The sequence below is a fragment of the Hathewaya histolytica genome, assembly GCF_901482605.1.
In the GTDB taxonomy this organism is placed as follows: domain Bacteria; phylum Bacillota; class Clostridia; order Clostridiales; family Clostridiaceae; genus Hathewaya; species Hathewaya histolytica.
This window is the reverse complement of sequence record NZ_LR590481.1, coordinates 1,544,169-1,557,357: the sequence shown is the minus strand read 5'-3', so window position 1 is coordinate 1,557,357 and position 13,189 is coordinate 1,544,169. Positions and strand designations below refer to the sequence as shown.

General features: G+C 28.7%; 13 protein-coding genes. All 13 read left to right on the top strand.

Annotation, left to right across the window (positions count from 1 at the left end; translation table 11 throughout):
- Positions 1–62: 62 nt before the first annotated feature.
- The 13 genes from FGL08_RS07650 to pnpS all read left to right on the top strand — a co-directional run bounded on the left by FGL08_RS07650 (position 63) and on the right by pnpS (position 13,114).
- Positions 63–1,775 (top strand): penicillin-binding transpeptidase domain-containing protein, encoded by a 1,713-nt coding sequence (locus tag FGL08_RS07650; RefSeq protein ID WP_138210224.1) that lies wholly within the window; start codon positions 63–65, stop codon positions 1,773–1,775.
- Positions 1,776–1,842: 67 nt separating this feature from the next.
- Positions 1,843–2,538, top strand: a complete 696-nt coding sequence (gene sigK, locus FGL08_RS07645) for an RNA polymerase sporulation sigma factor SigK (RefSeq protein ID WP_138210223.1) — start codon at positions 1,843–1,845, stop codon at positions 2,536–2,538.
- Positions 2,539–2,671: 133 nt separating this feature from the next.
- Positions 2,672–3,727, top strand: a complete 1,056-nt coding sequence (locus FGL08_RS07640) for a type IV pilus twitching motility protein PilT (protein WP_138210222.1) — start codon at positions 2,672–2,674, stop codon at positions 3,725–3,727.
- A 267-nt stretch (positions 3,728–3,994) separates the two neighbouring features.
- Entirely contained in the window at positions 3,995–5,254 is a 1,260-nt protein-coding gene (gene ftsA, locus FGL08_RS07635) for a cell division protein FtsA (protein ID WP_138210221.1), read from the top strand.
- A gap of 32 nt (positions 5,255–5,286) precedes the next feature.
- Positions 5,287–6,363, top strand: coding sequence for a cell division protein FtsZ (gene ftsZ, locus FGL08_RS07630; RefSeq protein WP_138211299.1), 1,077 nt, complete (start codon positions 5,287–5,289; stop codon positions 6,361–6,363).
- Positions 6,364–6,552: 189 nt separating this feature from the next.
- Positions 6,553–7,350, top strand: coding sequence for a sigma-E processing peptidase SpoIIGA (locus tag FGL08_RS07625; RefSeq protein WP_171012016.1), 798 nt, complete (start codon positions 6,553–6,555; stop codon positions 7,348–7,350).
- 16 nt (positions 7,351–7,366) lie between these two features.
- On the top strand, positions 7,367–8,074 hold the full coding sequence (gene sigE, locus FGL08_RS07620) for an RNA polymerase sporulation sigma factor SigE (protein WP_138210219.1): 708 nt from the start codon (positions 7,367–7,369) through the stop codon (positions 8,072–8,074).
- 75 nt (positions 8,075–8,149) lie between these two features.
- Positions 8,150–8,923 carry an RNA polymerase sporulation sigma factor SigG gene (gene sigG / locus FGL08_RS07615; RefSeq protein WP_138210218.1) on the top strand — a complete coding sequence of 258 codons (774 nt, stop codon included), beginning with the start codon at positions 8,150–8,152 and terminating at the stop codon, positions 8,921–8,923.
- An 82-nt stretch (positions 8,924–9,005) separates the two neighbouring features.
- A complete protein-coding gene (locus FGL08_RS07610) occupies positions 9,006–9,281 on the top strand; it encodes a YlmC/YmxH family sporulation protein (protein WP_415578711.1) in 276 nt (91 codons plus the stop codon).
- 94 nt (positions 9,282–9,375) lie between these two features.
- Positions 9,376–9,834, top strand: coding sequence for a transcriptional regulator NrdR (gene nrdR, locus FGL08_RS07605; RefSeq protein ID WP_138210217.1), 459 nt, complete (start codon positions 9,376–9,378; stop codon positions 9,832–9,834).
- Positions 9,835–9,970: 136 nt separating this feature from the next.
- Positions 9,971–10,678: a peptidoglycan editing factor PgeF gene (gene pgeF / locus FGL08_RS07600; RefSeq protein WP_138210216.1), complete on the top strand. Its 708-nt coding sequence runs from the start codon at positions 9,971–9,973 to the stop codon at positions 10,676–10,678.
- Positions 10,679–10,718: 40 nt separating this feature from the next.
- Positions 10,719–11,414: a response regulator gene (locus FGL08_RS07595; protein ID WP_138210215.1), complete on the top strand. Its 696-nt coding sequence runs from the start codon at positions 10,719–10,721 to the stop codon at positions 11,412–11,414.
- 2 nt (positions 11,415–11,416) lie between these two features.
- Entirely contained in the window at positions 11,417–13,114 is a 1,698-nt protein-coding gene (pnpS, locus tag FGL08_RS07590; protein WP_138210214.1) for a two-component system histidine kinase PnpS, read from the top strand.
- Positions 13,115–13,189: the final 75 nt, after the last annotated feature.

Genomic DNA, 13,189 nt, shown 5'->3' with positions numbered 1-13,189 from the left:
TCATATAATTTGTATAAAGCACCTCATTTTGGGTAGAATTTTACCTAAAGTGAGGTGTTTTTATGTTAAAAGAAAAAAAATCTATACTGTTTTTTTTACCTCCTAGAAAATATGAAAATAGACTTATAACGGTATCTATAATTTTAATTATGGTTTTTCTATTCTTTATAGGAAGGTATGCTTATATAGTTATTATAGAAGGAGAACAGCTTAAGAGTAAAGCTAATAACCAATTTTATTATTCAGAAAGCATAATAGATAGAAACTATAAATTATTAGATAGGAATGGTAAGGATCTTATAAGTTATGATAAAAAGTATTTTGCGGTAATTGATCCAAGCTTTTATATAAGATTTAATCCAGACAAAAATAATGATAATATAAAGAAAGCTAAATATATTCTAAGGGATTTTAATAAAACATATAATTTTCCTGATGAATTAAAAAAATTGGATTATGGAAAAAAATTAAAATACGAAGTGGATGAGGAGACATATGATAAATTAAATCAAATAACTTCTATAAAGGGATTTTATATGTATTCTTATGACAAATCTAAGTTAGAGAAGGATTGGAATATATTAAGTATAATGGATAATGCTAACAATTATTTAGATAGTTCTCCAAAAAGTTCTGGAACCTTAGAAAAAACTATGTTTGATATAAGGAAGGAAAATAGAAGCGATAGAGTACTAGTACAGAAAGAGGTAGATAACAAGCTGTATAAAGAAGTTGTGAAAAAAGAGGAGAACAATTTAAACTTTAGGCTTACCTTAGATAAAGATATTCAAAAGGTAGTGGAAGGTGTTATAAGAGAAAAGGGTCTTGAAACTTATAAGGATATAGGTGTAATACTCATGGAAAGTAGTACAGGAAAAATACTATCAATGGCACAAAAAGACGATAAGAGACCCAATATTAATATAGGAGCTGCATCTAATCATGGATATTTTCCAGGCTCTATTTTTAAAATCATAACGGCTGCAGCAGGGATAGATAAAAATATAACATCTATTAATAAAGTTTATAAAAGAGATAAAAACATAAAAGAATATAATGGATTTAATAGCTTGTCTCTAAAGCAATCTATAATACAATCTTCTAATGATATTTTATATCAATTGGGCGAAGAAGTAGGATTTAAGAATATATATGATTACTCAAAAAAGTTTGGATTATTAACACCTATGTTAGGCCTCCAAGATGAAGTTTCTGGAGACTTTGAAGTAGATTTAAACCATGTATCAAGAGATGAAGTAAGACACAGTGCCATAGGACAAAAAATAAGGATAACTCCTCTACAAGCTATAAATATACCTAATATAATAGTGAACAAGGGGAATTTCGTTAGACCTTATATTATAGATTCTATAGTGGATGATAACAATAAGGAAGTAAAGGAAATACACACTGTAGCGGAAAAGGTAATAAAAAACAGCACTGCAAAAACACTAGAAAATACAATGATACAAGTTGTTGAAGCTGAAAATGGTACAGGTAGAAATGCAAAAGTAAAAGGTGTAAAAGTTGGAGGAAAAACAGGAACATCAGAGTATTACGAGATAAAGGATGGAAAAAGAATAAAACATTCAGATGGGTGGTTTGCTGGTTTTTTTAATTTGAAGGGCAAGAATTATTCTATGGTAATTTTAGTAAGAGATATAGATTGGATGAAAAAAAGTTCTGGTGGTAAGGAAGAAGATGGAGGAAGCGTTGCTGCACCAATATTTAAAGATATTGTAGAAATTTTAAAGGAAAAAAATTTATTAAAATAATTAAATAGGTTAACATTTCGGGAAATAATTCATACTATAGTAATAAGCACTAATAGGAGGCACTACTTTGGTATTAGCACAATGCTTATTGCAATTTTTAGGTAATTTAACTTTCTTTACTGCTTATGTTTCAGGAAATAATTCCTTTCCTCAACCACTAGATGAAAAAGAAGAAAAATACTACTTAGAAAAGTTAAGTAATGGAGATGAACTATCAAAGAATATATTGGTTGAAAGAAATTTACGGCTAGTTGCCCATATAGTAAAAAAATATTCTTTTACGGGAAAAGAAATGGATGATTTAATATCTATAGGAACTGTAGGACTTATAAAAGCTATAGATTCCTTTGATACATCAAAGGGTACAAGACTTGCAACATATGCTGCTAGATGTATAGAAAATGAGATATTAATGTTAATTAGAAATAATAAAAAGATAAAGTCTGAGGTGTATTTACAGGATCCTATAGGTATTGATAAAGAAGGAAATGAAATATCTTTGATGGATGTTTTAAGCAGTGACGATGATTCTATTATTGAGATAGTAGAGATGAAAATACAGGTTAAAAAGTTATACGAAAAAATTCAAACATCTCTTTCTGAACGCGAAAATATTATAATAAAAGAAAGATATGGACTTTTCGATGGTAAACCAAAGACCCAAAGGGAGATTGCAAAGTCCCTTGGTATATCTCGTTCTTATGTATCTAGAATAGAAAAAAGAGCTTTGAAAAAATTGAATAAGGCTTTAAATGCTAAATAATTTATTTAAAATACAAAATACTAATTGTCTGAAATGTTTTGTAGGAAAATAAGGAAAAATGTTGAACTAAATATTAATTCATGGTAAATTTAAGAGAGAGAGAAACTTTTACTGTAGAGTTAGGAGGAGCAAAATGATAAATTTAGATCAGTTATTGGAAATGGCTGTAAATAAAAATGCTTCGGATGTACATTTAACTGTAGGAACATACCCTTATATAAGAGTAAATGGAGAATTAGTTCAAGCATATCATGAGAAGTTAACTGTAGAGAATACAAAAGAGTACTCACAATTAATTTTAGGAGAAGACTACAAAATATATGAAGAAAACGGAGAAATAGACAGTACTTATTCCTTATCAGGTATAGGAAGGTTTAGAGTAAATATATACAAACAAAGAAATAGTGATGCTCTTGCTATTAGAACAGTTGGTGGGAAGGTACCTTCTTTAAAAGAATTAGATTTACCTGCATCAATCAAAGAACTAGCTAGCAAGAAAAGAGGATTAATATTAGTAACTGGTCCAACTGGTAGTGGGAAAAGTACTACTTTAGCTGCCATGATAAATGAAATAAATAATGCTAGGTGTGGACATATTATTACTTTAGAAAATCCTATAGAGTTTTTACACAAACATAACAAATCTATTGTAAATCAGAGAGAGATAGGAAAAGATAGTAAAAGTTTTGAAAGTGCACTTAAATCTCTTTTAAGAGAGGACCCAGACGTAGTTTTTGTAGGAGAACTGGATAGTTTAGAAACTATTACAGTTGCTTTAAGGGCAGCTGAAAATGGACATCTAGTTTTATCATCGCTCCATACTATAGGAGCATCGAATACTATCCATAGAATTGTAGACGTATTTCCACCATACCAACAAGAGCAAGTTAAATCTCAATTAGCAGCAGTGTTACAAGGTGTAATTTCACAACAATTAGTACCGAGAGTTGATGAAAAAGGAAGGATAGCTGCTTTAGAAATAATGCTTTCTACACCAAGCATTCAAAATCTCATAAGGGAAGGAAGAATATCCCAAATAGAGTCTATTATACAAACAGGAAATAAATTAGGTATGAAAACTATGGACATGTCTTTAGTTGAACTATATAAAAAGAAAGTTATATCAAAAGATACTGCAATTACATATGCGGTTGATAAAGAGATAATTACTAGAATGATGTTATTATAATCAAAAAAATAATATTAAAGTTGACTAGCCTAAAATAAAAATTTATGTTAAAGTTATTTGCATAAATTAAAATTTTTAGGCTTTTTCTATAATTAGGTTTTGTTTTAAAATATAATATTATGATATAATATTTATAGTATATATAATTAAATTTTACCTTATTAATTTAAATATACATTGAAATAAAAAATATATATAAAATAAAAGGAAAAATAAGTTTTATGTTGAATATATAACTTTGAGGATTCTCGTAAGGAGGTATGATTCATGTATGATTACATAGTAGGACTAGATATAGGATCTTCAAAAATCTGTGCTTCTGTAGGAAAGATTAATAGCCAAGGTTCAATACAGATTATGGGAATAACCTCCTTTTCTTGTAGCGGACTAAAAAAAGGAGTCGTTGTTGATATTGACAAAACCTCAAAATCTATTGAAAAATGTATTTTTCAACTTGAAAAAATAGTTCAATTTAAAATAAATGAAGCTTTTATAAGTATTCAAAGTGGAATTTGTGAATTTATAAACAATAGAGGGGTTATAGCTGTTTCAGGAGATGATAGAGAAATTACAGAAGGTGATGTTAATAGGGCTATCGAGGCAGCAAAGCTCTTATCCATTGATAGGGATAAAGAAATAATTGGTGCTGTTCCAGAACAATTTATAATAGATGGATATGATAACATAAAAGATCCTATAGGAATGAGTGGAGTAAAATTAGAGGTGGAAGCTAAAATTGTACTAGCTCAAAGCACAATAATAAATAATCTTATAAAAAGTGTAAATAAAGCGGGTATAAGAGTATTAGGTGTCACACTCCAACCTATAGCATTATCATCAGTATTACTAAAGAAGGAAGAGAGAGAAAAAGGTGTAGCTATAGTGGATGTAGGATTAGAAACTATCAATATATCTATTTTTAGAGATAACAAGTTACAGAAAGATATATTTATACCTTTAGGCGGACACAATATTACAAAGGATATATCATTGTGTTTAAATATATCTTATGAAGAAGCAGAGAACCTAAAATTAAAATGTGGAAGCGTAACAAAAAATAATTTTGAAGATGAAAAAATAATTTTAAAAACTTCTAAGCATGATGAAAAAGAAGTTATGTACTTTACAGTAATTGATATAATAAATGCTAGAGTAGAAGAGATGTTGAAATTTATGAAAGCTTTCATAAAGGAAAGTGGAGAGTATGAACAAATTTATAATATAGTACTTGTCGGTGGTGGAGTTTCATTATTAAAAGGCATAGTAGATTTAAGCGAAAATATTTTCAAAAGACCTATACGAATCGGTGTTCCAGAATACATAGGTGCATCTAACACTTTATATGCAGGAAGTGTAGGAATTTTAAAAGATGTATTTGATAATACAAAACCTAAAAATTCTTTAAGTAGTAAGAAAAGATATCATAAAGAAGTAGAAACAGAAGAGGAGTTTCATGAAGAAAATACACAAGAAAAATCCTCTGGTTTTGTATCTAGGATAAAAGAGTTTTTTGCTGATTTTTTCTAAATTAAGGAGGGAATACTGTGATAGATATTGATATGCAAGATCTTACCCAGATAAAAGTAATTGGTTGTGGCGGCGGCGGTAACAATGCTGTTAATAGAATGATTAAAGAAGGTTTAAAAAACGTAGAATTTATTGGCGTAAATACAGATAAACAGGCTTTGATATTATCTCAAGCGTCACAGAAAATACAAATTGGTGATAAACTAACTAAAGGACTTGGTGCAGGAGCGGATCCTGAAATTGGTAGAAAAGCTGCTGAAGAGAGTAAGGATGAGATTGCAGAATGCATTAAAGGTGCAGATATGGTTTTTATTACAGCTGGTATGGGAGGCGGAACTGGGACTGGTGCTGCACCTGTAGTTGCTGAAATTGCTAAGGGCATGGATATCCTAACTGTTGGAGTCGTAACAAAACCATTTCCATTTGAAGGAAGAAAAAGAATGGTTCAAGCTGAGATGGGGATTAAAGAATTAAAGGATAAAGTAGATACCTTAGTTACCATACCTAATGAGAGATTACTTGCTATGGTAGATAAAAAAACATCTTTAATGGAAGCTTTTACACTTGCCGATGATGTTTTAAGACAAGGTGTTCAAGGTATAGCTGACTTAATAACAATTCCTGGTCTAGTTAACTTAGACTTTGCAGACGTTAGAACTATAATGGTAGATAAGGGACTTGCCCACATGGGGGTTGGTAGAGCTACAGGAGAAAATAGAGCAGCAGAGGCTGCAAAGCAAGCAATTTCAAGTCCGCTTATAGAAACTTCTATAGTTGGTGCTACAGGGGTACTATTAAATGTAACTGGTGGATCAGATTTAGGATTATTAGAAATGGATGAAGCCTGTGAAATTGTAAGAGAGGCGGCAGATCCAGACGCTAATATTATATTTGGTGCAGTAATAGATGAAAGTTTAAATGATGAAATAAAAATCACTGTAATTGCGACAGGTTTTGATACAGAAAAAATGGAACAAGCTAAAGCTTCAAAATCTGAAAATAAGCCAAGTGAAACTATTAAAGAAGAAGAAACAGTTGCAGTAACAAAAGATTCTGACGAAGAGGATGAAATAGAAATTCCAGCTTTTTTAAGAAGACAAAGCAAGTAGAAATTACATAAAATAAGATTTGTCATGTATTTAGTGACGAATCTTATTTTTTTTATTCTAATTTTAGTCTATATGAATATATTGTTGTTATATAGGAGAATATACATATTTAAATTTTAATTATAGCAATAGAAAGTGACAAAATTTTAATAAATCAAGATGTATAATAAATGTAAGGGAGGGATATATATGGAAATATATTTAGATGTGCTTATTATTGAAAATTTAATAGTGAATTATTTTTTAATATATTTAATGTGTAAAACTTTAAATATAAAGTACAGTATTTTAGCAAATATAATCTCCGCTTCTGTTGGAAGTCTTTCATTATTAGTAATGTTATTTTTGCCTTTAAGTAATTGTATCCAAATAATACTTAAAGTTTCTATTGCGTTTTTGATGGTTTATATATCGATTAGAAAAAATATAAATCTTATTTTAAAGGGTGTTTGTGTATTATTTCTTTATACCATAGCGTTAGGTGGGATTTGTATTTTCTTGAAGTATAACGAAACTGGAGTTATGCCTAAAAATTCATATGTAATTAATTTCACATATAAAAAATTAATGTTAGGAATAATAATCACTTCTATGTTCTTGCAAAGAATAATACTATTCATTAAGGACAAGCTATTGATAAAAAATTTAATTTATGATGTAGAAATAAATATTAATGGAAGTTATAAAACTATAAAAGCATTTTTAGATACGGGAAATGAGCTTAGGGAGCCAGTAACAAATTTACCTGTAATTATAGTTGAAGAAGATGTGTTTAAAAATGTAGATATAAAAAAAGAAGAGTATATAATTCCATATAGAGTTGTAGGAGGGTATGGTGGTAATCTCAAAGGAGTAAAAGTAGATGGATTAAGATTTTTATCAAATGGAGAAAATTCAGAAGTTAAAAATGGCATTATTGCTTTTTGTAATACTAGTTTAAGTAAGACTGGAGAATACAATGCTTTATTATCTAGAGGGATTTTATAAAATTGGAGGGTGGAAAATGATAAATTTTAAAATTATCGTAAATAGAATTATTTCTAAATTTAGCATATTTGCAAAAAAAGTTTTTTACATAGGGGGTAATGATGCTTTACCACCACCACTTACAAAAGTAGAGGAAGAAGAATTATTAAATAAAATCGTACAAGGAGATGAGAAGAAGAGATCTATTTTAATTGAAAGAAATTTGAGACTTGTAGTTTATATTGCAAGAAAATTTGAAAATACAGGAGTGAATATTGAAGACCTAATTTCTGTAGGTACCATAGGTTTGATTAAAGCTGTTAATACCTTTGATCCTAATAAAATGATAAAGCTTGCTACCTATGCATCCAGATGTATAGAAAATGAAATTTTAATGTATCTTAGAAGAAATAATAAAGTGAAATCAGAAATTTCTTTTTATGAACCATTAAATACAGACTGGGATGGGAATGAACTTTTATTATCTGATATATTAGGTACAGAAAATGATATAGTTTACAATATGATAGAAGATGAAGTTGACAAGCAATTACTTTTAATTGCTATGAAGAAATTAAATGAAAGAGAAAAAGAAATTGTAAAGCTTAGATTTGGATTAAATGGACAAGGTGAAAAGACTCAGAAGGAAGTAGCTGACATGTTAGGCATATCCCAATCATATATATCTAGATTAGAGAAAAGGATAATAAAAAGATTAAAAAGAGAAATTAGTAAAATGTTATAAGGTTGTCTCATGTATAAAATTTATTTCATAAGGGGAAAATTCTAATGCAACTATACTGAAGGGATGGATGACCTTATGATAATTAACAAAGTTGAAATTTGTGGAGTTAATACAGCTAAACTCCCTATATTAAAAGAAAAAGAAATGATGGATTTACTTTTAAAGTTAAAAGAGGGCGATATAAATTCTAGAGAAAAATTTATAAGAGGAAATTTAAGGCTAGTACTAAGTGTAATCCAAAGATTTAATAATAGGGGGGAAAATCCAGATGATTTATTTCAAGTAGGCTGTATAGGATTGATTAAGGCCATAGACAATTTTGATTTAACTCAGAATGTAAAATTTTCTACTTATGCTGTTCCTATGATTATAGGGGAAATTAGAAGATATTTAAGAGATAACAATTCTATAAGGGTAAGCCGCTCCCTTAGAGACATAGCATATAAAGCATTACAAGTTAGAGATAGGTTTGTAAAAAAATTTAATAAGGAGCCTACTGTGACAGAGATAGCAAAAGAATTGGAAATACCGCGAGAAGAAGTAGTCTTCGCACTGGATGCTATTCAGGATCCTGTATCCCTATTTGAACCTATATACCATGATGGTGGAGATGCTATTTATGTTATGGACCAAATTAGTGACAATAAGAGTTTAGATGAGAACTGGATAGAAAACATATGCATTAATGAAGCTATGAAAAAATTAAATAATAGGGAAAAGTTAATATTAAATTTAAGGTTTTTTAATGGTAAAACACAAATGGAAGTTGCAGATGAAATTGGAATTTCTCAAGCACAAGTGTCTCGTCTAGAAAAATCTGCATTAAAACATATGAGAAAATTCGTATAAGGCCTTTTGGCCTTATATTTTTAGTATAAACCATATGTTTTTTGCATAATATATCATAAGATGTTTATAGGGGGTAGATATTTTGGAGGATATTAAAGAAGTTCAAGATTTATTTTCTTTAAATAATATTAGAAGCATGGAAGTGGTAGATTTAGATTCAGGTAAGAAATTAGGATTTATAAAAGATCTAGTTATAAATTGTGAAGATTATAAGATAATATCTATACTTCTACCGGAAGAAAAAGTATCTTGGTTTGGTAAAGAGAACTATTTAGAAATTCCTTGGAATAAAGTTCATAAGATAGGGGAAGATGTTATATTAGTGCAAGGATTAGAAGAAACAATAAATTTAAGATGATTAATTTAATATCTCTTGCATTAGGTATAGAAAATACAGAGCAAAAATGTTAATATAAGAGTAACAATTTATATTATTAAAGGAAGATGCTAGTATGAAATGTCCATATTGTAATTACAGTGAAAGTAAAGTAGTAGATTCTAGGTCTACTGATGATAATTCAGCTATAAGAAGAAGGAGAGAGTGTCTTGGGTGTGGAAAGAGATACACTACTTATGAGAAATTTGAAAATATACCTATTTTAGTAATTAAAAAAAATTCAAGCAGAGAATATTTTGATAGAAATAAAATAATAAATGGGTTAATTAAGGCTTGTGAAAAAAGACCTATATCTAGAAATAAAATTGAAGAAATTGCTGATGAAGTTGAAAAAAAGCTTTACAATGACATGATAACTGAAGTAAATTCAGAGTACATAGGTCAAATAATAATGGATATATTAAAAGAAGTGGATGAAATATGTTATGTTAGATTTGCTTCTGTATATAGACAATTCAAAGATATAAATACATTTATGGAGGAAATCAAAAACCTAATAGATAATAAGGAATAAAGCCCTATAGGGCTTTTTTTATGTATAATAAAAATACGTTAAAATAGTTAAAAGTAAGTTAAAAGTTCTATTGAAAAACTTTTAATAGGAATAATAGATGTTAAAATATACTTATAGATAATAGGAGAGGTGAATTATGAAAGAAATACAGATTAAACAATACAAGTTTATAGGTACTAACTATGATAATGTAAATATTATATTTTCTACAGCTGAATGTGGGTTAGATTTTAATAAGAATTCAGATGAGGGAAGAAAAAATTTAGAAAATTTAAAAGAGTGGTTTGAATTAAGTGATGTAGGATATTTAAATCAGGTTCACGGGGATAGAGTTATTAAATATAAGGGAATTACAGAAGATGGAGATGCAATTATAACAGGTGAGAGTGGGGTAGCTATAGGAGTATTTACTGCAGATTGCGTTCCTATATTACTTTTAGATAAAAAGAATAAGGTGTTAGCTGCTATACACAGTGGATGGAGAGGAACTTTAAAAAATATATCTAGTAAAACTATAGATAGAATGGTGAGTGAATACTCTGCTAACCCCGAAGATATTTTAGCTTACATCGGACCTCATAATGGGGCATGTTGTTTTGAAGTGGGGGAAGAGGTTATAGAACAATTTAAGAGTACAAAAGAGTTTAAGGAAAGTATGATAGAAGGTAGAAACTTAAACTTAGCAGAGTATATAGAGAATGCTCTTGTAACAAGTGGTTTAAAGAAAGACAATATAAACTTGATACCAATATGTACTTATTGTAGTAAGGATGTAAAACTTCATTCATACAGAAAAGGAAAAGATGGTTATGGAAGAATGTTTTCTTTTATATATAAAAAATAATACATTAATCTAATATGAGTTAAGGGGAGTGTGCATAAATATGAAGGACTCAAAAATACTTATTGTGGATGATGAAGAACATATTCAAGAATTAATAAAATTTAACTTAGAGAAAAATGGATATAAGGCTTTTTGTTCTAGCAATGGTATGGAAGCTATTGAAATCGCTAAAGAAGAATTACCGGATTTAATTCTTTTGGATCTAATGTTACCAGGAATGGATGGTTATGATGTTTGTAAAGCAATCAGGAGAGAGAATACTCTGTCTACGGTACCTATTATAATGATAACAGCAAAAAGTGAGGAATTCGATAAGATACTAGGATTAGAATTAGGGGCAGATGACTATATAACAAAGCCATTTTCTATAAGAGAGCTTTTGGCAAGGGTTAAAGCTATTCTTAGGAGAACTGTTATGCAATATGAGGACAAGTGTTCTAAGTTTGGGAACATATCGGTAAATTTTGAAAAACATGAGATTTTAAAAGAAAATAATAAGGTAGAACTTACTTTAAAAGAATTTGAATTACTAGAGATACTTTTAAAAAATAAAGGAAGAGTAATGACAAGGGAGTTTTTATTAGATAAAATATGGGGATATGAGTATATAGGGGAAACGAGAACCGTAGATGTCCATATAAGACATCTTAGAAAAAAGCTAGAGGACGATGATAAGAATCCTAAATTTATTCAAACGGTAAGAGGTATAGGATATAGATTTAGCACAGGAGAATAGATATGAGAAAAAAATTAATGTGTTGTTTTTCCTTTGCACTTATTTCTATATTGATAGTAACGTCTTTTCTACTTATTAGAGTATTTGATTATAAAGAAGAACAACTAACAAAGACTTATTTGAGAGCTAATAATAAATTAATGGAAAAATTAATTAATGAAAATAAGATTAGCAACAGGTACAAATTTAATAGAGAAGAAGTAAGAGTTACCTACATTGATAAAGATGGAAAAGTTATATTTGATACTCAATTAGATAAGTATGAACTTAATAACCACTCTAATAGGGAAGAATTTAAAATGGCTATGGAAAAAGGTGAAGGAATAAGTATTAGACATAGTAGTTCTGCAAATAAAAATATGATGTATTTAGCTACGAAGCTTACAAGTGGAAATATAATAAGGAGTTCTATATTTGTGGATAACCTTAAAATAATTGATAAAAAGTTTTTAAATTATTATATGTTTATAATAATTATGATACTTTTACTTGCCTTATGGTTATCCATAAAACTTACCTATATTATTGTTAAGCCTATTAAAGATTTAGATTTTACCACTTCTAGAATAGCTAAAGGGGAATTAGATAGGAGAGTTAGTATTACAACTAATGATGAACTAGGGAAACTAGGAGAAAACTTTAATTTTATGGCTCAAAAGTTAGAAGAAACTATTAAGGATGTTTTAGATAAGCAAAATAGATTAGAAGCTATATTAGAATGTATGGATAGTGGTATAATTGCTGTAGATAGGAGCTTTAAAATTATTATGATTAATCCATATGCTGAAAGGATATTTGGAATAAACAGGAATATAATAGGTGAAAATTTACTAGATAATATAAGAGATTTTGAACTTGAAAAAATATTAACTGATAATAATGATGATTATAAAGAGATTAAAATTATGTTTCCAGAAGAGAAGGAGCTTAGGATAAAGACTACAGATATAATTAATAGAAATGAGCATATAGGTACTGTAGCCGTAGTTCAAGATATTACAGATATTAAGAAACTAGAAAATATGCGTTCACAATTTGTGGCCAATGTATCTCATGAACTTAAAACTCCATTAACATCTATAAAAGGTTTCGCAGAAACACTAAAAGAAGTAGAGGAACCTGAACTTAGAGAAAAGTTCTTGGGAATTATAAATAACGAATCAGAAAGACTTACAAGACTTATAAATGACATTTTAACTCTTTCACATATAGAGCAACAGAAGGAACTAAAGGAAGAAGTAATAAATATAAATGACGTATTGAATGAAGTATGTATTTTAATACAACCTACGGCAAATAAAAAACAAATTAAATTAACATTAGAAGATACAAAGGTGGGTAGTATATTAGGAGATATTGATAAGTTTAAGCAAATGTTAATTAATCTTATAGACAATGCAGTTAAATATACAGAAACTAATGGATGTGTTAAAATAATACCTAAATCGTACGAAGGTTATTTTTCTATTAGTATAGAGGATAATGGGGTTGGTATTGCAAAAGAGGAGATCCCAAGATTATTTGAAAGATTTTATAGAGTAGATAAAGCGAGATCTAGGGCCAATGGAGGAACAGGTCTAGGACTTGCTATAGTTAAACATATTATAATTCTATTTAATGGGAAAATAGAAGTGGAAAGTGAGCTTGATAAAGGAAGTAAATTTATTTTAAAAATTCCATACAATTATAAAAATATATAATATAAAAGCACCTTGTCTTATGGCAAAGTGCTTTTATATTATATTTGAACTTACTATATTTCTAAAGATTTTGTT